Source organism: Olsenella sp. KH3B4, from assembly GCA_900111695.1.
GTDB lineage: Bacteria > Actinomycetota > Coriobacteriia > Coriobacteriales > Atopobiaceae > Tractidigestivibacter.
This window is the reverse complement of the sequence record FOHD01000006.1, coordinates 26,946-48,835: the sequence shown is the minus strand read 5'-3', so window position 1 is coordinate 48,835 and position 21,890 is coordinate 26,946. Positions and strand designations below refer to the sequence as shown.

Sequence of the window (21,890 nt, the reverse complement as noted above, 5' to 3'; positions counted from 1 at the left end):
GGCTCCATGCCGGTGTAGCTCAGCTGGTTAGAGCACGCGGCTCATACCCGCGATGTCACTGGTTCGAATCCAGTCACCGGTACCAGGCTTTTCTGCGGCGCTTCGGCGCCGCTGAGCATAAATAGGCGTATTTCTGTACCATGGAATGGCCGGAGAGGTTCGTTCCAAAAGGAGGATTGGCAATGGCCAAGGAGAAGTTCGATCGTTCTAAGCCGCACGTAAACATCGGTACCATTGGTCACGTCGACCACGGCAAGACCACGCTGACCGCGGCCATCACCAAGGTTCTCTCCGAGACCGAGGGCTGCAAGGCTCAGTACACCGCCTTCGAGAACATCGACAAGGCTCCCGAGGAGCGCCAGCGCGGCATTACCATCTCCGTCGCTCACGTCGAGTACGAGACCTGGGAGCGCCACTACGCTCACGTTGACTGCCCGGGCCACGCCGACTACGTCAAGAACATGATCTCCGGCGCTGCTCAGATGGATGGCGCCATCCTCGTTATCGCCGCAACCGACGGCCCCATGGCTCAGACCCGCGAGCACATCCTGCTCGCCCGTCAGGTCGGCGTTAAGTACATCATCGTCTTCCTGAACAAGTGCGACATGGTCGACGACGAGGAGCTCATCGACCTGGTCGAGATGGAGACCCGCGACCTGCTCTCCGAGTACGGCTACAACGGCGACAACACCCCGATCATCCGTGGCTCCGCCCTCGGCGCCCTCAACGGCGAGCAGAAGTGGGTCGACTCCATCATCGAGCTCATGCACACCGTTGACTCTTACATCCCCACGCCTGCTCGCGACAACGAGAAGCCGTTCCTGATGGCCGTCGAGGACGTCATGACCATCTCCGGCCGCGGCACCGTTGCTACCGGCCGTGTCGAGCGCGGTGAGCTCAAGCTCAACGAGCCCGTCGAGATCGTCGGCATCAAGCCCACTCAGACCTCCGTTGCTACCGGCATCGAGATGTTCCGTAAGACGCTGGACTTCTGCGAGGCTGGCGACAACGTGGGCATCCTGCTCCGCGGCATCAAGCGCGAGGACATCGAGCGTGGCCAGGTTCTCTGCAAGCCCGGTTCGGTTACCCCGCACACCAAGTTCACCGGTGAGATCTACGTCCTCACCAAGGAGGAGGGTGGCCGTCACACCCCGTTCTTCTCCGGCTATCGTCCCCAGTTCTACTTCCGCACTACTGACGTGACTGGCGACATCACCGAGCTCACCGACAAGGACGGCAACAAGGTCGAGATGGCCATGCCGGGTGACCACGTCACCATCGCCTGCGAGCTCATTCACCCCATCGCTATGGAGGAGGGCCTGCGCTTCGCTATCCGCGAGGGTGGCCACACCGTCGGCGATGGCCGTGTCTCCACGATTGTCGAGTAGCTTCTCTTAGAAGTGACCTCTAGGCCCGGCATCCGCAAGGGTGTCGGGCCCTTCTCTTGAGAGACGCGAATCTCGTACGTGGTTGGTTTGCGTGTCTCTCGCTGCTTCCTGCTAGAAGGGCATGGGGTTCTCGCGTGGATGTTATGTGAGCAAACCTCTAGAAAGCCCGATAACTTGACAGGAAGTGTTTGGTAATGGTAACGTTCTCCACCGCGCCATCTTCGAGGATGGCCTCGAAGTGACATGGTGTCTCAGGAGGATTCATGCGTACACTTGTTACACTTGCATGCACCGAGTGCAAGCGCCGCAACTACACCACGACCAAGAACAAGGCGAACACGCCTGATCGACTTGAGATGAAGAAGTATTGTCCGTGGTGCCGTAAGCACACGCTTCACCGCGAGACCCGCTAAACTAGGTGGGTCCACACACGCCAGTAGTTCAATTGGTAGAGCATCGGTCTCCAAAACCGAGTGTTGAGGGTTCGAGTCCTTCCTGGCGTGCCAGAATTTCCCACCGGCTTTCCCTTCGGGGTTAGCCGGTTTCTATGTAACGGCCAGTCTTTTAGGAGTCGCGAGGATGCCGAACAAGGACAGGAACAAGAGGAGCGTCCGCAAGGCGCGTGCCCAGAAGCGCGCCGAGCGCGAGGCCGCTCAGGCCGCCTCCGCTGCTTCCTCTAAGCCCCAGAAGGCTGAGGGCGCTTCCAAGCAGACGGCTGTTGCCGCTGCGAAGGCACCCGAGAAGCAGAACAAGCCCGCCAAGGCGAGCAACAAGAAGCCGGGTCTCGCCAAGCGCATTAGCAACTACTTTGCTGCCGTGCGTACCGAGATGAAGCGTGTCGTATGGCCCTCGAAGGACGAGCTCCGCAACTATTCGGTTGCCGTCATCATCTCCCTCGTGGTCTTCGGCGTCGCTCTCTGGCTCGTTGACACCGGCATCGTGGCTGCGCTCGTTGGCTACACGAGTTTGGGGGCATAGGCCATGGCTAAGCGCTGGTATGTTATCCACACGTACTCCGGGTACGAGAACAAGGTCAAGACTGATCTCGAGCACCGCATCGAGACCTATGGCATTGGCGATAAGGTCGTGGACATCCAGATCCCAACCGAGGAAGTCACCGAGGTCAAGGACGGCGGTAAGCGCGAGACCAAGGAGGCCAAAGTCTTCCCGGGCTACGTCCTCGTTCGCATGGAGGTCGACGACAACACCTGGGCCGTCGTGCGTAACACGCCCGGTGTCACGGGCTTTGTTGGCCTTGACGGCAAGCCTACGCCGCTTCGTCGTGACGAGTTCGACAAGATTATGCGTCGTGGTGGCGTCCGCACCAACGCGGCCGCCCCTGCGCCCAAGCGCACCTCGACCAACATCGAGCGTGGCATGTCCGTGCGCGTCCTTTCGGGCCCGCTTGCAGACTTCGACGGCCAGGTCTCCGAGGTCAATGCCGAGGCCGGCAAGGTCAAGGTCATGCTCATGATCTTTGGCCGCGAGACCCCCGTCGAGCTCACACTAGATCAGATCTCTGTTATCAGCTAGGAACTTCTGGCAGGTCCCGTATCGGTGAGGATGGCTTCTCGGGCGCCTGCGTGAAGATAGATACCAAGCACGCTCTCCAGGAGGAACATCATGCCCAAGAAGAAGGTTACTCACTTCATTAAGCTCCAGATACCGGCCGGCGCCGCTAACCCCGCGCCTCCCGTTGGCCCTGCACTTGGCGCTGCTCAGGTCAACATCATGCAGTTCTGCCAGGCCTTCAACGCTGCCACCAAGGATCAGGCCGGCGACATCATCCCTGTCGAGATCACTGTCTATGAGGATCGCACCTTCGACTTCGTGACCAAGACCCCGCCTGCGGCTCACCTCATCAAGAAGGAGCTCGGCCTCAAGAGCGGCTCTGGCGTGCCCCAGCGCGACAAGGTTGGACAGCTCACCCAGGAGCAGCTCACCAAGATTGCTCAGATCAAGATGCCGGACCTCAACGCCAATGACATCGAGGCTGCCAAGAAGATCGTTGCCGGCACCGCCCGCTCCATGGGCGTCACCATCGCCGAGGACTAGCACTACCTATGGCACCACGCGCCCCCACGTGGGGCGCCTCTCTGAATGAGGCGGACAAATCCGCCAACTATGTGGGAGGGCGCAAGCCCGTTGACCACAGGAGGTATCACATGCCTAAGCACGGAAAGAATTACAACGCGGCTGCTGCCAAGCTCGAGACTGGCAAGGTCTACTCGCCCAAGGAGGCCATGACCCTCGCCAAGGAGCTCTCCTCCGCCAAGTTCGACGAGACCGTCGAGGTTGCCATTCGCCTTGGCGTCGACACCCGCAAGGCCGACCAGAACATCCGTGGCTCCATCTCGCTGCCCAACGGCACCGGCAAGACCGTTCGCGTTGCCGTCTTCGCCGAGGGTGCCAAGGCCGCTGAGGCCCAGGCTGCCGGCGCTGACATCGTTGGCTCCGATGACCTCATCGAGGAGGTTCAGAAGGGCAACATCAACTTTGACGCCGTTATCGCCACGCCCAACCTCATGGGCAAGGTTGGTCGTCTCGGCCGCATCCTCGGTCCCCGTGGCCTCATGCCTAACCCCAAGCTGGGCACCGTGACCATGGACGTTGAGAAGATGGTCAAGGAGCTCAAGGCTGGCCGCGTCGAGTATCGTGCCGACCGCTACGGCATCTGCCACGTCCCCATGGGCAAGGCTTCCTTCGACGTCAAGGCTCTTGTTGAGAACTACGGTGCGCTTCTCACCGAGCTGCTGCGCGTCAAGCCCTCGAGCGCCAAGGGCAAGTACGTCAAGTCCATTGTGGTCTCCACCACCATGGGCCCTGGCATCAAGGTCGACACCACCAAGACCCGCGACTTCATGGAGGACTAGCTCCAGTCGCATCCTGGTATGTAGGCCCCGCTCGCAGGAGCGGGGCTTTTTGTGTCGATGCCGTGTCTCGCTAGGTCGCCTTGACGTACGAGCGTGAACCGTGCGAGAATAATCATTGCAGGTTTGAACCTGCATTGCACACGTTGCACGTCCCGCTGCCAAAGACAGCCGGTGCCTACGGGCTCAAAGGGGAAACCCGCCTGCCGAGGTGGTCTCAGCTATGAACCTATGAGGCCCCGTTTGGCTGCGCCAAGCGGGGCCCTCTCATGCGAGGGGCCCGCCGCGTCGGCGGATCGTGCCCGGAAACGCATGAGAAGGAGGTGTTCACATGCCAGCACAGTCCAACATCGACATGCTCGAGAAGGTCAAGGGTTCCATCGAGGCTTCCAAGGGCGTCTTTGTCGTCGACTACCGCGGCCTCACCGTGAAGGAGGCCCAGGAGCTCCGTCGCGCCCTGCGCGAGGCCAACGCACACATGAAGGTCTACAAGAACAACATCGTGCGCATTGCCCTCAACGAGGCCGAGATGCCCAACATCGACGACATGCTCAAGGGCACCTGCGCCTACGTCTTCTACGAGAATGACCCTGTCGAGGCCGCTAAGGTCCTGAAGCAGGAGGCCGACAAGCTCAAGAAGATGCAGATCCTGGGTGGCATTGCCGACGGTAAGGCCATCACGGCCGAGGAGGCTCTCGCGTACGCCGAGCTCCCGTCCCGCGACGAGCTGCTCGCCAAGCTCGTGTACGTCATTGGCAGCCCGCTCTCCGGCATTGCGCAGGTGTGCGCTGGTCCCGCCAGGGGCCTCGTCACCGCGCTCCAGGCGGTCGCCGACAAGCAGGCCGCGTAGCGTCCTGCCGCACTACCAGCACTACCAGACAAACCTGAGGGCACATAAGGTGCCCCAATTCAAAGGAGAATTAGCATGGCTGCTACCAAGGAAGAGATCATCGAGGCCCTCAAGGAGATGCCCGCCCTCGAGCTTTCTGAGCTCGTTCACGAGCTGGAGGACGTCTTCGGCGTGTCCGCCGCTGCTCCCGTTGCCGTTGCCGCTGCTCCCGCAGCCGGCGCTGCTGCCGCCGAGGAGGAGGAGAAGACCAACTTCGACGTTGAGCTGACCTCCTTCGGTTCCAACAAGATCGCCGTCATCAAGGTCGTCCGCGCCCTCACCAGCCTTGGCCTGAAGGAGGCCAAGGACAAGGTGGAGGCTGCCCCCACCGTCCTGCTCGAGGGTGCCAAGAAGGAGGACGCCGAGGACGCCAAGAAGCAGCTCGAGGAGGCCGGCGCCACCGTCACCCTGAAGTAACTTCGGGTTTCTCGGACGCTCTGCTTGAGTTTCAAGGGTCGGGCCACAGGGCTCGACCCTTTTTTCGTATGCGCGAGCCTACTTGCTGTCAAACCCGTTGTTGCCGGCTCATTTGAGTATCGATGCATTTGCCCAGTTGTTGGTCGGCGGTCCTAACGGCCCGGTAACAAAGGGCGCCCAGCCCGAGTTGGTCTTACCGGCAGGGGAGACCGGGCAACTCTCAACTGCGGAAACTCCGCTGCCGCTTGTCGGGGCGGTAACAAGCAACCGCCACAGCAAACCCGCTGTTACCGGCTCGATTACGTTTCGATGCGTTTGACCTGTTGCTGTTTGGCAGCCCTGCCGGCCCGGTAACAAGCGGCGTTGCCCTGGCCTCGCAATCACCCCTATGGGCGCTGGTCGAGAAGGTCTACGGACCAAGCACACAAAGTCTTCACACGTATCCCGTGGATTTTGCGGGAAACGCGTGAAAACTTGGAGAATCTAATAGAAAATGCTGAGCAAGTCAAGACTTTTCATTGACGGAAGACGTGTGCTTGGCTAGATTACTAGTTTGCGACAATTGCCGCCTTCCACCCTTTTGAAGGAGGAAAAGCCTGGTGTCTACCGCAAAGACTTCTCTTACTAAACCGCAAGTCACCCGTACGCGCAAGAGCTTTAGCAAAATCCCGCCTGCGATGGAGCTGCCCAACCTCATCTCCGTACAGAAGGACTCGTTCAAGCACTTCATGACCGACGGCATCGCCGAGTCCTTCGCGGAGTTCTCGCCTATCGAGAACTCCGCCGGGACCATGCAGGTGACCTTCGGCGAGCACCAGTTCGGTGATCCGTCCCACAGCCTGGCCGAGTGCCGCGCTAAGGACCTGTCCTACCAGGCGCCTCTCTTCGTGGATGTGCGCTTCATCAACAAGGAGACCGGCGAGATCAAGGAGCAGCTCGTCTTCATGGGCGATTTCCCGCTCATGACCGATCGCGGCACCTTCATCATCAACGGCTCCGAGCGCGTCGTCGTCTCCCAGCTGGTCCGCTCGCCCGGCGTCTACTTCGCCGCCGAGATGGACTCTGGTGTTCTCATCCACCGCGTGCAGTTTATCCCCGCGCGTGGCGCATGGCTCGAGTTCGAGGTCGACAAGCGCGGCCACCTTGTGGTCTCCATCGACCGCAAGCGTCGCCAGAGCGCAACGTCGTTCCTGCGCGCCCTGGGCATTGCCGAGACGGACGACGAGCTTCTCTCGCTCCTTGGCGACTCCGATGTGGTTCGCTCCACCATCGAGCGCGACGTCGCGACCACCCGCGAGGACGCCCTTCTCGAGATCTACCGTCGCCAGCGCCCCGGCGAGCCCCCCACTGTGGACTCCGCCCGTTCGCTGCTCGACGGCCTCTACTTCAACCCACAGCGCTACGACCTGGCGCGCGTTGGCCGCTACAAGGTCAACAAGAAGCTCGGCCTCGACGTCGACTCCAATGAGCGCGTGATCACGAGCGAGGACATCGTGGCGGCGCTCCGCTACCTCCTTGCCCTTCACGCCGGCGACGAGACCAAGCACACCGACGATATCGACCACTTTGGCAACCGTCGCGTCCGCACCGTTGGCGAGCTTGTCCAGAACCAGTTCCGCATCGGCATGAGCCGCATGGAGCGCGTTGTGCGCGAGCGCATGGCCTCCCAGGACGCCGATGACATCACGCCGCAGTCGCTGATCAACATCCGCCCGATTGTGGCGGCCATCAAGGAGTTCTACGGCTCTTCTCAGCTGTCTCAGTTCATGGACCAGGCCAACCCGCTGGCGGGCCTCACGCACAAGCGTCGTCTCTCTGCCCTGGGCCCTGGCGGCCTTGCTGGCCACAAGTCTGGCTCCAGCCGCCGCACAAACGTGCCCACGGCCGTCCGCGACGTTCACAACTCGCACTACTCCCGCATGTGCCCCATCGAGACCCCCGAGGGCCCCAACATCGGCCTCATTGGCTCGCTGGCGCTCTATGCCCACGTGAACGACTACGGCTTCATCGAGGCGCCGTATCGTAAGGTCGTCGACGGCAAGGTCACCGACGAGATCGTGTGGATGACGGCCGACGAGGAGGAGAACCACAACATCGCGCCGGCCAACACTCCCGTTGACCCCAAGACGCGTCGCTTTGTGGTTGTCGATTCCAAGGGCAACATCACCAACCCTGATCGCGTCATCGCCCGTACGCGCGACTTCGACGGTTCCTTTGGCGCGCCTGCGCAGGTGGAGGTCTCTAACGTCGACTACATGGACGTCTCGCCCCGCCAGATGCTCTCCGTCGCCGCGAACCTCATCCCGTTCCTCGAGCACGACGATGCAAAGCGTACCCTCATGGGCGCCAACATGCAGCGCCAGGCCGTGCCCCTAATTCGTCCGCACGCCCCGTACGTGGGCACGGGCATGGAGGCTCGCGCCGCCCTCGACTCCGGCGAGGTCATCCGCGCGGCGCACGCCGGCGTGGTCGACAAGGTCGATGCCGCACACGTGGTTGTCTACTCTGACGAGTACGGCGCCGAGGACTACCAGCTGCCCAAGTACCAGCGCTCCAACCAGAGCACCTGCATCAACCACCGCCCCATCGTGCACGTGGGCGATCACGTTGAGGCCGGTCAGCCCCTGGCCGACGGCACCTCGATCGACCACTCCGAGCTTGCGCTCGGCGTGAACCTCACCGTGGCGTACATGCCGTGGGAGGGCTACAACTACGAGGACGGCATCATCGTCTCCGACCGCGTGGTCCAGGAGGACCTGCTCACCTCGATCAACATCTCCCGTCACGAGATCGATGCTCGCGACACCAAGCTTGGCCCCGAGGAGATCACCCGCGAGATCCCCAACCAGTCCGAGGAAATGCTCGCGAACCTCGACGATGACGGCATCATTCGCATCGGCGCCGAGGTTGGCCCCGGTGACATCCTGGTGGGCAAGGTCACGCCCAAGGGCGAGACAGCCCTCACGGCCGAGGAGCGCCTGCTTCGCGCCATCTTTGGTGCAAAGGCCCATGACGTGCGCGACACCTCGCTCAAGATGCCTCACGGTGCCTACGGCCGCGTCGTCGACGTCGTGCGCTTCAGCCGCGAGGCCGGAGACGACCTCCAGCCCGGCGTGAACGAGCTCGTCCGCGTCTTCGTCGCTCAGCGCCGCAAGATTCAGCAGGGCGACAAGATCTCCGGTCGTCACGGCAACAAGGGCGTTGTCTGCAAGGTTCTGCCCGTCGAGGACATGCCCTACATGGCCGACGGCACGCCTGTGGACGTCCTTCTCGACCCGCTGGGCGTTCCTTCTCGTATGAACGTGGGCCAGCTGCTCGAGTGCCACCTCGGCTGGGGTGCCACGCACGGCTGGGATGACTCCACGGCAGACTCCAAGACCTACGTCCCCGGCCCCATCCCCGTGGCCACGCCCGTCTTTGACGGCGCGACCGACAAGGAGGTCGCCGAGATCATTCGCCGCACCAACGTGAACCTCATGAACAAGGCCATGCTGGAGTACGGCAAGCACATGAACGCCGACTTCGTGCCGCAGCTCAACGACCGTGGCAAGACCACGCTCTATGACGGCCGCACGGGCGAGGCGTTCAAGAGCCCCATCACGGTTGGCACCTCCTACATCCTGAAGCTTGGCCACATGGTCGACGACAAGATCCACGCGCGTTCGACCGGCCCCTACAGCCTCGTCACGCAGCAGCCTCTGGGCGGCAAGGCCCAGTTCGGCGGCCAGCGCTTCGGCGAGATGGAGGTTTGGGCCCTCTACGCCTACGGCGCGGCCAACGTCCTGCAGGAGATCCTCACCGTCAAGTCCGACGATACCAACGGCCGTGTCAAGACGTACGAGGCCATCGTCAAGGGCGAGAACGTGCCTCCCGCGGGCATCCCCGAGTCCTTCAAGGTCCTCGTCAAGGAGATGCGTTCCCTCGCGCTCGACATCGAGCCCATCTCCTACAAGAAGAAGGCCGAGCCCAAGCCCGAGGAGGAGAAGAAGGCCGCGGCCAAGGAGAACCCCGTGGACGTCTTCGCCAACATCAACACCACCGATGACCTCGTCAAGGGCCTTGCCCGCGACCTCGGCGAGTCCGACGACCTCGTCGGCGACGCCAACAGCGATAAGGAGTAGCGACTGTGGCAGAATTCGATACCACCGACTTCGACGCTATCAAGATCTCTCTTGCCTCTGCAGACCAGATTCGCAGCTGGTCGCACGGCGAGGTCAAGAAGCCCGAGACGATCAACTACCGCACGCTCAAGCCTGAGAAGGACGGCCTGTTCTGCGAGAAGATCTTCGGTCCCGTCAAGGACTGGGAGTGCGCCTGCGGCAAGTACAAGGGCATCCGCTTCAAGGGCATCATCTGCGAGCGCTGCGGCGTCGAGGTGACCACCGCCAAGGTGCGCCGCGAGCGCATGGGCCACATCGAGCTCGCCGCTCCCGTAAGCCACATCTGGTACTTCAAGAGCCCCGCAAGCTTCCCCATGTCTCGCCTGCTCGACATGAAGAGCAAGGACCTGGAAAAGGTTCTCTACTTCGCGAGCTACGTCATCACTGACGTCGACACCGAGGCCCGCGAGGCCGATGCCGACGACCTCAAGGAGGAGCTGGCTGCAGACCTCGAGGAGCTGGACGCCGAGCGCGACGACCAGATCGAGCGCCTGAAGGAGCAGGGCCAGGCCTCTGGAGACGAGTTCGACGACGTCGAGCCCCTCTCCGAGGAGGAGGTCCGTGCCGGCATCGCCGACCTCGAGGAGGAGTACGAGGAAGAGAAGACGCTTCGCCGCGAGGCCTACGAGCAGTTCATGCAGCTCGAGAAGCGCCAGCTCATCTCCGATGAGGCGCTCTTCTCCGAGCTCAAGCGCTACTACGGCATCTACTTCAAGGGCGGCATGGGCGCCGAGGCCGTGCGCGAGCTGCTCCGTGGCATTGACCTCGAGAAGGAGGCCACCGAGCTTCGTGCCATCATCGCCTCCGATGACTCTCAGAAGCAGAAGCGCGAGAAGGCCATCAAGCGCCTGGAGATTGTCGACGCCTTCCTCAAGGGTGGCAACGATCCGGCCAACATGATCCTGGACGTCATCCCCGTGATCCCGCCCGACCTGCGCCCCATGGTGCAGCTCGACGGCGGCCGCTTTGCCGCGTCGGACCTGAACGACCTCTACCGTCGCGTGATCAACCGTAACAACCGACTCAAGCGCCTGCTTGACCTCGATGCGCCCGCAATCATCGTCAACAACGAAAAGCGCATGCTCCAGGAGTCTGTTGACGCACTCTTCGACAACGGCCGCCGTGGCCGTCCCGTCACCGGCCGTGGCGGGCGTCCGCTGAAGTCGCTTGCCGAGGCCCTCAAGGGCAAGCAGGGCCGCTTCCGCCAGAACCTGCTGGGCAAGCGCGTCGACTACTCCGGCCGTTCGGTCATCGTCGTCGACCCGCACCTCAAGCTGCACCAGTGCGGCCTGCCCTCGACCATGGCGCTCGAGCTCTTCAAGCCCTTCGTGATGCGTCGCCTGGTCGAGCTGGGCAAGGTTGAGAACATCAAGGGTGCCAAGCGCGCCATCGATCGCGGCATGCCCGCCGTTTGGGATGTGCTCGACGAGGTCATCCAGGATCGCCTGGTGCTCCTCAACCGCGCTCCTACGCTGCACCGCCTCTCCATCCAGGCCTTCGAGCCGGTCCTCGTTGAGGGCAAGGCCATCCACCTGCACCCGCTGGTGTGCGCCCCCTTCAACGCCGACTTCGATGGCGACCAGATGTCGGTTCACGTGCCGCTCTCCACGCAGGCGCAGACCGAGGCGCGCGTCCTCATGCTCTCGACCAACAACCTGCGCAAGCCCGCCTCCGGCGAGGTTGTCACCGTGCCTTCTCAGGACATGGTCTTCGGTACGTACTTCCTCACCACGGCCAAGGACGGCGCCCAGGGCGAGGGCCGCGTCTTTGCCGACTTCGACGACGCAATTCTCGCCTTCGACAACCGCGACAACCTGGACATCCAGGCAAACATCAAGGTTCGCGTGAGGCCGCAGGACGCCAACGTGGTCGAGGACGGTCGCAGGATTTTCCGCACCTTTGACAAGTGGAACAGCCCCGTGGACTACGACGTCACCGATCATGCGGTGCGTGTCGAGACCACCGTCGGCCGCGTGATCTTCAACACGCGCTGCCTGCCTGCGGACTACCCCTTCATCAACTACAAGATGAACAAGGGCGACATCAAGAACCTCGTCAACGACGCGTGCGACCGCTACAGCACCGCCGACGTCGAGCCCATCCTCGATGCCATCAAGGAGACGGGCTTCCACTACGCCACCGTCGCAGGCCTTACGGTTTCGGTCTGGGATGCCGTCATCCCGCCCGAGAAGCAGGAGATGCTCGACGAGGCGCAGGACAAGGTCGACGAGATCAACGAGTACTACGAGGACGGCTTCCTCTCCGAGAGGGAGCGCCACGTCGAGGTCGTTAACGCTTGGACCGAGTGCACCAATGAGCTTGGCTCCAAGATGCTTGAGGGCTTCGCTGAGGACAACCCCATCTACATGATGGCCGACTCCGGCGCCCGTGGCTCCAAGACGCAGCTTCGTCAGCTCGCCGGCATGCGCGGCCTCATGGCCGATATGTCCGGTGACACCATCGACCTGCCCATTAAGGCAAACTTCCGCGAGGGCCTGCTCCCGCTCGAGTACTTCATCTCCACCTACGGCGCCCGTAAGGGCCTCGTGGATACCGCGTCCCACACGTCGGACTCCGGCTACCTTACCCGCCGTCTGGTCGACGTTGCCCAGGACGTCATTGTCCGCGAGGAGGACTGCGGCACCGACGAGGCGGTGACCTACCCGCTCATCAAGCCGGGCGAGACCGACGTGGACACCGACCTTATCGGCCGCTGCGCGCTCAACGACATCGTTGACCCCGCAACCGGTGAGGTCCTCATCCCCCGCGACGGCTACATCGAGTCCAAGGACGACCTCAAGAACCTTGTCGCCCATGGCCTCAAGAAGGTCCAGCTCAGGGCCCTTCTCACCTGCAAGTCCAAGTACGGCGTCTGCCAGAAGTGCTACGGCTGGGACCTCTCGACCCGTCGCCCCGTCAACATCGGCACGGCCGTCGGCATCATCGCCGCGCAGTCCATCGGCGAGCCTGGTACCCAGCTCACGATGCGTACGATTCACTCCGGCGGCGTCGCTGGCGCTGACGACATCACGCAGGGCCTCCCCACGGTCGCCCGCATGTTCGACGTCGTCGGCAACGTCAACGAGAAGATCCTCGGTCGCGAGGCAGACCTCGCGCCTGTCTCCGGCACCCTGCTCATCACGCCCGAGCAGACGGAGTACCTCATCCGCATCGTCGACACCGACGACCACTCCCGCATCCTCGAGGAGTGGCGCATCCCCGCGTCCGCGCGCTTCATGCCGGGCATGGAGGATGGCGTCGAGGTTCGCGCCGGCGACCAGATCACCCGTGGCTTCGTCAACTTCCGCAAGCTGCGCAAGCTCACCGACATCGAGTCGACGATGCACACCTTCGTCGCCTCGGTCAAGGACGTCTACACCTCCCAGGGCGTCGACCTCAACGACAAGCACATCGAGGTCATCGCCCGCCAGATGCTTCGTCGCGTCCAGGTGACCAACCCCGGCGACTCCCAGTACCTGCTCGGCCAGTACGTGGACCGCTACGTCTTCGCCGACACGGTGCGCAACGTTGCCCTGGCTGGCGGCACCCCGCCCGAGGCGGAGCCCGTCATTCTCGGTACGCTCAAGGTCGCGAGCTCGATCGACTCCTGGCTCTCCAGCGCGTCATTCATCCGCACCGCAGGCGTGCTCACCGATTCGTCCATTGCTGGTGACGTTGACCACCTGCTCGACCTCAAGTCCAACGTCATCGTGGGCAAGCAGATTCCCGCCGGCACCGGTCTCTCCGCGTACCGAGGCGTCGAGCTTACCTACCACGGCACCAAGATCGACGGTCCCACCTCGCCGCAGGCGCAGAGCCTTCCCGAGTGGGCGCCCGACGAGCTCAAGGGCATCGAGGAGAAGCTCCCCAAGCAGCTTGACTGGGTGGGCGACGACTACGGCTACGGCGGAGTCTACTCGAAGAACGGCCGCACCCTCTCCAGCGAGGATGCCAAGCTCTACCTCTTCGACGACCTCGGCGTCTCGCAGCGCTGGACCAACAAGTTCAGCGAGGTGGGCATCGAGACCGTGGGTGACCTCATCGGCAAGACCGAGGACGACCTGCTCCGCATCGATGGCATTGGCGCCAAGGCCATCGAGGAGCTCCGCGATGGCCTCGAGGCACGCGGACTGCTCTACATCCTCGAGCCCGATGACGACGAGGCAGATTCCGAGGACCTCTCGCAGCTCCTCAACATGGTCTTCTCGCCTGACGCGGATTCCGACATCATGCTCGGCACCGCCGCTCCCGCCAAGCACCACTACGACGACGAGCTGATCGGTGGCTCCGCAGACGCGCAGTCCGGTGATTCCGACGTCATCAACGAGGACCTTGGCTCTCTGGATGACCTGCTCTCTCAGGTTGTCAAGCAGGAGAACGGCTCGGATGACGGTGACAGGGACAACGAGTAGTTCTCGCACGCTGGGTGGCATATGCGCCCCGAGATAGATTGACGAAGGGCCCCGACGCGACGTTGGGGCCCTTTTTGTGCGTGACGCGAACGCGTGTGGTCAGAGGAGCTCGCGTGCGTGGTTCTCACGCGGACAACCGGGTACTATGACCTGGATGAGATTCGTATTGCTGCCGATAGTGGGGGAGGACCCATGAACGAGGCGTGCTCGAGGGACCTTCTCGACGAGTACCTTTCCAACGACGACGTGGTGTATGACGCCACGCAGATATTCGATGCGCTCTCTGACCTGACGCGCTTTCGCATCCTGGGCGCGCTCTCGCTGGGCGAGAAGAGCGTCTCCGACTTGGAGGAGATCTGCGCCGTTTCGCAGTCGGCCATATCCCACCAGCTGCGGCTCCTGCGCGATAGGGGGCTGGTGACTGCCCGCCGCGATGGCCGAAGGGTCATCTATTCCCTGGCGGACGAGCATGTGACCACGCTCATCTCCGTTGGCCTGCTCCACGCAGCGGAGCCTGTCCGCGCAAGCGACGAGTAGATTGGCTCTTGGCGTCCTTTGGACCCGAACCTCGCTGCGTACTGCGTTCACGTTAGGGCCTGAATTATTGCGCGATATTTCTTGGTGATAGATTAGCCAAATGGTTAGATGCAGTAATCGTAGGAAATAACGCGCAATAATTTCGAACAGCCTGTGGGAGCTGCGTCTGGCATGAGGTCTGACCGTGGAGTGGAGACCCTCCCCCCATCCCGTGAGCGGGAACCTGACGCGGATGCTGCCGTTGACCAGCGCGAGCGACCGTGTTACTGTTCATATGAACACGTGCTCATGCATTCAGGAGATTGAGTGCTTGGGACTAAGCCGTAAGACTGGACCAACGGAGGAAACGATGCCTTGCTCATGCTGCCACCACGAGGAAGACGAGAAGGACGAGAAGACCTCCTGCGCTGCCTGCTCGGGTGACGAAGAGGAACTCGAAGATGACGATGACGACGAGGGGGACCCCGCCGCCCTCAAGCGTCGCATCGTTATCTCGGCCGCGCTTCTCGTCGCGGCGGTTGTCATAGAGCACCTGGTGAGCCTGCCGCTCTGGGCGCAGCTCCTCCTCTACCTGCCCTCCTACGTCGTGGCGGGAGGCGGCGTTGTTGCCGAGGCCGCCGAGTCCGTGGCGCATGGGCACCCGTTCGACGAGGACTTCCTCATGGCCATCGCCACCATTGGTGCACTGCTCATTGGCTTTGTGCCCGGAGGAGAGCCCCAGTTTGCCGAGGCCGTCTTCGTGATGCTCTTTTTCCAGGTGGGCGAGCTCTTCGAGGGCATTGCCGAGGGTAACTCCAAGCGCTCGATCAAGGAGCTCCTCGACATCCGCCCCGATACCGCAAACGTTGAGCGCAACGGCGAGGTGACCACGGTTGACCCCAACACCTTGCAAGTGGGGGAGGTCATTCTTGTGCGGCCTGGCGAGAAGGTCCCACTCGACGGTACCGTAATCGATGGCACGTCGAGCCTCGATACCCGCGCCATTACTGGTGAGGCTGTCCCGCGTTCGGTGAATCCTGGTGACCCTGCGTTCTCTGGGTGCGTGAACCTCTCTGGCGTTCTTCGCCTGCGCGTGACCAAGCCGTTTGGCGAGTCAACGGCCAGCAAGATCATCGACATGGTCAAGAATGCCGGCTCGAACAAGTCCCATTCCGAGAAGTTCATCAAACGTTTTGCCAAGGTCTATACGCCCGTCGTGGTCTACCTTGCCGTTGCGGTGGCGGTGCTCCCGCCATTCATCTCGGGCGACTTTGCCGGCAACTTTGCCAAGTGGCTCTTGCGTGCACTCACCTTCCTGGTGGTCTCCTGCCCATGTGCGCTGGTCCTCTCGGTGCCCCTCGCGTTCTTTGGCGGAATTGGCAGTGCCTCCAAGCATGGCATCCTGGTGAAGGGGTCAAACTATCTGGAGGCCCTTGCTAAGACGCAGATCGTTGTCTTCGACAAGACGGGCACGCTCACCAAGGGCGTATTCAAGGTCACTACGGTCCACCCGTCGCGCCTCAGTGAGGAGCAGCTCCTTCACCTCGCTGCCCATGTCGAGCAGAACTCCACGCACCCCATCGCCGCGGCGCTCCGAGACGCCTATCCCAGCGACAACGACGGCTGCACGGTCACAGACGTCACCGAGGAGGCTGGCCTTGGCGTGCTTGCCACGGTGAACGGCCATCGCGTAGCGGTGGGCAACAGCCGGCTGATGGATGAGGTGGGTGCCACGTGGCAGGGCTGCCACACTGCGGGCGGTACCGTGGTGCATGTTGCCGTGGACGGCGAGTACGCAGGCCACGTGCACATCTCCGACGAGATAAAGGAGGACTCCCGCCTGGCGATTGCCAGCATAAAGGCGGAGGGCGTCCGTCGCTGCGTGATGCTCACGGGGGATCGCGGGGCGGCCGCGGCAAGTGTGGCCCGCGACCTGCAGCTCGACGAGTATCACGCGGAGCTTCTCCCCGCGGGCAAGGTCGACCAGGTAGAGCGTCTCCTCGCCGAGTGCGAGGGCGACGCCACGCTTGCCTTTGTGGGCGACGGCATCAATGATGCGCCGGTCCTTGCCCGCGCGGACGTGGGGATTGCCATGGGCGCCATGGGCTCGGATGCCGCCATCGAGGCCGCTGACGTGGTTCTCATGGACGACAAGCCCTCCAAAATCGCCGTGGCCATAAGCATCGCTCGCCACACAATCCGCATTGCTCGTCAGAACATCGTCTTCGCGATCGCGGTCAAGGTTGCCATTCTCTGCCTGGCCGTGGTTGGTCTCGCCCCCATGTGGCTGGCCGTCTTTGGCGACGTGGGCGTCATGGTGCTCTGCGTCCTTAACTCCACGCGCGTACTGCGCTAACTCGCGCCGTTGGCATCAAGTAGCTATCGTTGCCGCCACCGGGGTCTATTGCCCCGGTGGCGGCTTGCTTAGCTGACAAGAGGGGCATACTGTCAACAATGCGCGCCGCGGAAAGGGCCGCGACGGCACAACAAGAAGGGAACCACCATGAAGCTATTGCGTGCAATGCGTGAGCCCCTGAAGTACGTCCAGGGCAAGGGCGCCCTGCTCAAGTTCAAGGACGAGATGGGCTACATGGGGAAGCGCTGGCTCTTCGTGTGCTCGAGGAGCGGCTACAAGGCCTGCCACGACCAGCTCGAGGAGAGCTTTGGCGACGCGGACGACTACCGTCGCTACGAGGTCTTTGGCGGCATCTCGAGCAAGGGCGAAATCGCCAAGATGAAGGCCATCGTCGAGGAGGACAACATCGACGCCGTGGTAGCAGTGGGTGGCGGCTCTGCGGTTGACACCGCAAAGGCCACGGCGTACTACACCGGCAAGCACGTGGTGATCATCCCCACCGTTGCCGCCACCGACGCGCCCTGCACGGGCCTCTCGGTCATCTACAACGATGACGGGAGCTTTGACAAGTACCTCTTCTATCCCACCAACCCCGACGCCGTCATGGTGGACTCCCAGGTCATCGCTAACGCCCCCGTTCGCTTCCTAGTGGCGGGCATGGGCGACGCGCTGGGTACCTACTTCGAGGGCCGCGCGTCCATCCGCACCGAGTCTCCCAGCCTTGAGGGCACGGGCATCACGCGCGCGGGCATGGCGCTCGCCAAGCTCTGCTACCAGACGCTGCGCGACTACGGCACCCAGGCTCTCGCTGCGTGCGAGAAGCACGTGGTCACGCCCGCCCTGGATGCCATCATCGAGGCAAACGTCTACCTCTCCGGCGTTGGTGCCGACAACGTCAACTGCGCGGCCGCCCACTCCTTCTACAACGGCCTCACGTCGCTGGGCGGGCACAGCGTGCCCCACGGCAACTGCGTGGCCTTTGGAACCCTGGTGCAGCTCACGCTCGAGGGCGCAACCGAGGAGGAGTTCCTCGAGGTGCAGGAGTTCTGCCTTGAGGTTGGCCTGCCGGTCACGCTGAGCGAGCTTGGCGTCACCACCGACGAAGAGATTCGCACCATCGCCAAGAACGCCTGCGTGCCCGGCGAGACGATCCACAACCTGGCGGGCGACGTCACGCCCGACGAGCTCTACGCCGCCATCGTGGCGACGGATGCCATCGGACGGACCGTCCTTGGATTGGATGACGAGGAGGACTAGCCAGTCCACCGGCTCGATACGACGTTGCGATAACGGGCGGGTGCCACGAGTGTGGCCCCCGCCCTTCTCGTGCGCATGAGCGCCAGTTGCGTGTATATCGCGTGAAGAAGAGATACGCCCGGTCCCGTGGCTTTTTGACAACTGCAGGGGGCGCGCGTAACGTATCACCTCGCGCCAATCCAGGGCGACGGTGCTGCGCTGCCCTTAAGATTCGTGTACAAGCACGTAGATAGGTATAGAAGGAGAGAACTTTGCCTACCATCAACCAGCTCGTCCGCCACAGCCGCGTGAGCGTCAAGGCCAAGTCCAAGAACGCAGCGCTCCAGCACAACCCCCAGAAGCGCGGCGTCTGCACCCGCGTCTTCACCACCACGCCCAAGAAGCCTAACTCCGCCCTCCGCAAGGTCGCCCGTGTGCGCCTCGTGAACGGCATCGAGGTCACCGCCTACATCCCGGGCGAGGGCCACAACCTCCAGGAGCACTCCATCGTGCTCATCCGCGGTGGCCGCGTGCGCGACCTCCCTGGTGTCCGCTACAAGATCATCCGTGGCGCCTATGACTGCGCTGCCGTCCAGAACCGCAAGAAGGCCCGTTCCCGCTACGGCGCCAAGCGCGGCAAGTAAACCATCGCAAGCAACGCAAGCAAACCGTTCTAGGGAGATATAAACATGCCGCGTCGTGCAGCAGCAGTGCGTCGTGAGGTCCAGCCTGACGCCGTCTACAACAACCGCCTCGTGACCCAGCTCATCAACAAGGTCCTTCTCGATGGCAAGAAGGCCACCGCGGAGCGCATCGTCTACGGTGCCTTCAACATGGTCGCCGAGAAGACCGGCGAGGATCCCCTCTCCGTCTTCAAGAAGGCCATGGACAACATCCGTCCTACGCTCGAGGTCAAGCCCAAGCGCGTCGGTGGCGCTACCTACCAGGTGCCCATGGAGGTCAACTCCCGTCGTGCAACCACGCTCGCCATCCGCTGGCTCGTGAACTTCTCTCGCGCCCGCAAGGAGAAGACCATGGCCGAGCGTCTCGCCAACGAGATCATGGACGCCGCCAACGGCGTCGGCGCCTCCGTCAAGCGTCGCGAGGACCTCTACAAGATGGCCGAGGCCAACCGCGCGTTCTCTCACTACCGCTTCTAGTCCGGGGGTAGCTGCATATGGCAAAGATGAAGTACAAGCTCGAAGACCTGCGAAACATCGGCATCATGGCCCACATCGATGCCGGCAAGACCACTACCACCGAGCGCATCCTCTACTACACCGGCAAGACCCACAAGATCGGCGAGGTCCACGACGGTGCAGCCACCATGGACTGGATGGTCCAGGAGCAGGAGCGCGGCGTGACCATCACTTCCGCAGCCACCACGTGCTTCTGGAAGGATCACGTCATTCAGATCATCGACACCCCGGGCCACGTTGACTTCACGGCCGAGGTCGAGCGCTGCCTGCGCGTCCTCGACGGCGCCGTGGCCGTCTTCGACGCCGTTGCCGGCGTTCAGCCCCAGTCCGAGACCGTGTGGCGTCAGGCTGCCAAGTACAACGTCCCCCGCATCGCCTTCATCAACAAGTTCGACCGCGTGGGCGCCGACTTCTTCCACGCCATCGACACCATGAAGGAGCGCCTCTCCGCTCCCGCCGTGGCCGCCCAGATCCCTATGGGCTCCGAGTCCAACTTCTGGGGCCTCGTCGACCTGGTCACCATGACCGCGTGGGACTTCAAGGAAGACGCCAAGGGCATGATCTACCCCGAGCCCATGGACTCCATCCCCGAGGAGTTTGCCGACCTTGCTCAGGAGAAGCGCGAGGAGCTGCTTGACGCAGCCTCCAACTTCTCCGATGAGCTCATGGAGGCCGTCCTCGAGGAGCAGGACGTTCCTGTCGACCTCCTCAAGGCTGCTATCCGCAAGGGCGTCATCGCCAACGAGCTCAACCCCGTCTTCGTGGGCTCCGCCTACAAGAACAAGGGCATCCAGGAGCTCCTCGACGCCGTCGTGGACTACCTGCCCAGCCCGCTCGACGTTCCCGAGATCGACGGCAAGAACCTCAAGGGTGAGCCCGAGGTCCGTCACGCAGACCCCAAGGAGCCCTTCTCGGCCCTCGCCTTCAAGATCATGACCGACCCGTACGTGGGCAAGCTCACCTACATCCGCGTGTACTCTGGTCAGGCGGAGGCGGGCTCCTACGTCTACAACTCCGTCAAGGACTCCAAGGAGCGCCTGGGCCGCATCCTCGAGATGAACGCCAACGACCGTGTCGACCGCGAGGAGTGCTCCGCCGGTGACATCGTCGCGTGCGTCGGCCTCAAGAACACCCAGACCGGTGACACCCTCTGCGATGAGCACAAGCCCATCGTTCTTGAGTCCATTAAGTTCGCCGACCCCGTCATCGACGTTGCCGTCGAGCCCAAGACCAAGGCCGAGCAGGAGAAGATGTCCGTTGGTCTCGCCAAGCTGGCCGAGGAGGACCCGACCTTCCGCGTCCACACCGACCAGGAGACCGGCCAGACCATCATCGCCGGCATGGGCGAGCTTCACCTCGAGATCATCGTCGACCGCCTGCGCCGCGAGTTCAAGGTCGACTGCAACGTGGGTAAGCCCCAGGTCGCCTACCGCGAGACCGCTGGCCACGCCGTCCAGCACGCCGAGGGCAAGTTCGTCCGCCAGTCCGGTGGCCGCGGCCAGTATGGTCACGCGATCATCGACATGGAGCCCAACGAGGAGGGCAAGGGCTACGAGTTCGTCAACGCCATCGTTGGCGGTGTCGTGCCCAAGGAGTACATCCCCTCGATCGACAAGGGCATCCAGGAGGCCCTGGAGAGCGGCGTCATCGCCGGCTACCCCGTTGTCGACATCAAGGTGACCCTCGTCGACGGCTCCTACCACGAGGTCGACTCCTCCGAGGCCGCCTTCAAGATTGCTGGCTCCATGGCAATCAAGGACGCTCTCAAGAAGTCCGACCCGGTCCTGCTCGAGCCCATCGAAGAGGTTGAGGTCGAGACTCCCGAGCAGTACATGGGCGACGTCATGGGCAACCTGTCCTCTCGCCGCGGCAAGATCGAGGGCATGGAGGACCGCAAGGACACCAAGGTCATCCGCGCCAAGGTGCCCCTGGGCGAGATGTTTGGCTACGCTACCGACCTCCGTTCTCAGACGCAGGGTCGTGCGAGCTACACCATGCAGTTCAGCGCTTACGAGCCCGTTCCGAAGGCCGTCCGCGACGAGATTGTCGCCAAGGCCGGCGGCACCGCTTCCTAGTTAACGACCACGAGCGATAGCTCATTTACGGAGGTTTACAGTGTCAAGCCAGAAGATTAGGATTCGCCTCAAGGGCTACGATCACGAGGTCGTCGACCAGTCCGCCAAGCTCATCGTGGACACCGCTCAGAAGACCGGCGCCCGTGTTTCCGGCCCCATCCCCCTGCCCACCGAGCGCAACCTCTACACGGTCATCCGCTCGCCGCACAAGGACAAGGACTCCCGCGAGCAGTTCGAGATGCTCACCCACAAGCGTCTCATCGACATTCTCGACCCCAGCAGCTCCACCGTCGACTCGCTCATGCGTCTCGACCTTCCTGCGGGCGTGGACATCGAGATCAAGCTCTAGTCCGAGCGCTTAGAGGCATTGCC

General features: G+C 62.7%; 17 protein-coding genes and 2 tRNA genes. All 19 read left to right on the top strand.

Annotated elements, in window-relative coordinates; genetic code table 11:
• Positions 1–8: 8 nt before the first annotated feature.
• The 19 genes from BMX94_RS06965 to rpsJ all read left to right on the top strand — a co-directional run bounded on the left by BMX94_RS06965 (position 9) and on the right by rpsJ (position 21,867).
• Positions 9–85 (top strand) — tRNA-Met (locus BMX94_RS06965).
• 97 nt (positions 86–182) lie between these two features.
• Positions 183–1,388, top strand: a complete 1,206-nt coding sequence (tuf, locus tag BMX94_RS06960) for an elongation factor Tu (RefSeq protein WP_091005094.1) — start codon at positions 183–185, stop codon at positions 1,386–1,388.
• 263 nt (positions 1,389–1,651) lie between these two features.
• Entirely contained in the window at positions 1,652–1,801 is a 150-nt protein-coding gene (rpmG, locus tag BMX94_RS06955) for a 50S ribosomal protein L33 (protein WP_032110555.1), read from the top strand.
• Positions 1,802–1,818: 17 nt separating this feature from the next.
• A tRNA-Trp gene (locus BMX94_RS06950) sits at positions 1,819–1,894 on the top strand.
• A 73-nt stretch (positions 1,895–1,967) separates the two neighbouring features.
• Positions 1,968–2,366 (top strand): preprotein translocase subunit SecE, encoded by a 399-nt coding sequence (gene secE, locus BMX94_RS06945; protein ID WP_091005092.1) that lies wholly within the window; start codon positions 1,968–1,970, stop codon positions 2,364–2,366.
• A 3-nt stretch (positions 2,367–2,369) separates the two neighbouring features.
• Complete coding sequence (gene nusG, locus BMX94_RS06940; protein ID WP_091005090.1) at positions 2,370–2,921, top strand: transcription termination/antitermination protein NusG; 552 nt, start codon at positions 2,370–2,372, stop codon at positions 2,919–2,921.
• A 90-nt stretch (positions 2,922–3,011) separates the two neighbouring features.
• Positions 3,012–3,443 carry a 50S ribosomal protein L11 gene (rplK, locus tag BMX94_RS06935; RefSeq protein ID WP_032110552.1) on the top strand — a complete coding sequence of 144 codons (432 nt, stop codon included), beginning with the start codon at positions 3,012–3,014 and terminating at the stop codon, positions 3,441–3,443.
• Between the two features lie 110 nt (positions 3,444–3,553).
• Positions 3,554–4,261, top strand: coding sequence for a 50S ribosomal protein L1 (rplA, locus tag BMX94_RS06930; protein WP_091005089.1), 708 nt, complete (start codon positions 3,554–3,556; stop codon positions 4,259–4,261).
• A 328-nt stretch (positions 4,262–4,589) separates the two neighbouring features.
• Positions 4,590–5,108 carry a 50S ribosomal protein L10 gene (rplJ, locus tag BMX94_RS06925; protein ID WP_091005087.1) on the top strand — a complete coding sequence of 173 codons (519 nt, stop codon included), beginning with the start codon at positions 4,590–4,592 and terminating at the stop codon, positions 5,106–5,108.
• A gap of 75 nt (positions 5,109–5,183) precedes the next feature.
• Positions 5,184–5,564, top strand: a complete 381-nt coding sequence (rplL, locus tag BMX94_RS06920; protein WP_091005085.1) for a 50S ribosomal protein L7/L12 — start codon at positions 5,184–5,186, stop codon at positions 5,562–5,564.
• Between the two features lie 599 nt (positions 5,565–6,163).
• Positions 6,164–9,685 carry a DNA-directed RNA polymerase subunit beta gene (gene rpoB, locus BMX94_RS06915; protein ID WP_091005083.1) on the top strand — a complete coding sequence of 1,174 codons (3,522 nt, stop codon included), beginning with the start codon at positions 6,164–6,166 and terminating at the stop codon, positions 9,683–9,685.
• A gap of 5 nt (positions 9,686–9,690) precedes the next feature.
• Positions 9,691–14,136, top strand: a complete 4,446-nt coding sequence (locus BMX94_RS06910; RefSeq protein WP_091005081.1) for a DNA-directed RNA polymerase subunit beta' — start codon at positions 9,691–9,693, stop codon at positions 14,134–14,136.
• 192 nt (positions 14,137–14,328) lie between these two features.
• Positions 14,329–14,673, top strand: coding sequence for an ArsR/SmtB family transcription factor (locus BMX94_RS06905; RefSeq protein ID WP_091005080.1), 345 nt, complete (start codon positions 14,329–14,331; stop codon positions 14,671–14,673).
• A gap of 349 nt (positions 14,674–15,022) precedes the next feature.
• Entirely contained in the window at positions 15,023–17,008 is a 1,986-nt protein-coding gene (locus BMX94_RS06900) for a heavy metal translocating P-type ATPase (RefSeq protein WP_091005078.1), read from the top strand.
• A gap of 147 nt (positions 17,009–17,155) precedes the next feature.
• Positions 17,156–18,265, top strand: coding sequence for a glycerol dehydrogenase (locus tag BMX94_RS06895; RefSeq protein ID WP_091005076.1), 1,110 nt, complete (start codon positions 17,156–17,158; stop codon positions 18,263–18,265).
• Between the two features lie 251 nt (positions 18,266–18,516).
• Entirely contained in the window at positions 18,517–18,888 is a 372-nt protein-coding gene (rpsL, locus tag BMX94_RS06890; protein ID WP_032110544.1) for a 30S ribosomal protein S12, read from the top strand.
• 45 nt (positions 18,889–18,933) lie between these two features.
• Positions 18,934–19,404, top strand: a complete 471-nt coding sequence (gene rpsG, locus BMX94_RS06885; protein ID WP_072354421.1) for a 30S ribosomal protein S7 — start codon at positions 18,934–18,936, stop codon at positions 19,402–19,404.
• 17 nt (positions 19,405–19,421) lie between these two features.
• Positions 19,422–21,518 carry an elongation factor G gene (fusA, locus tag BMX94_RS06880; RefSeq protein ID WP_091005074.1) on the top strand — a complete coding sequence of 699 codons (2,097 nt, stop codon included), beginning with the start codon at positions 19,422–19,424 and terminating at the stop codon, positions 21,516–21,518.
• A 40-nt stretch (positions 21,519–21,558) separates the two neighbouring features.
• Entirely contained in the window at positions 21,559–21,867 is a 309-nt protein-coding gene (gene rpsJ / locus BMX94_RS06875) for a 30S ribosomal protein S10 (RefSeq protein ID WP_032110541.1), read from the top strand.
• Positions 21,868–21,890: the final 23 nt, after the last annotated feature.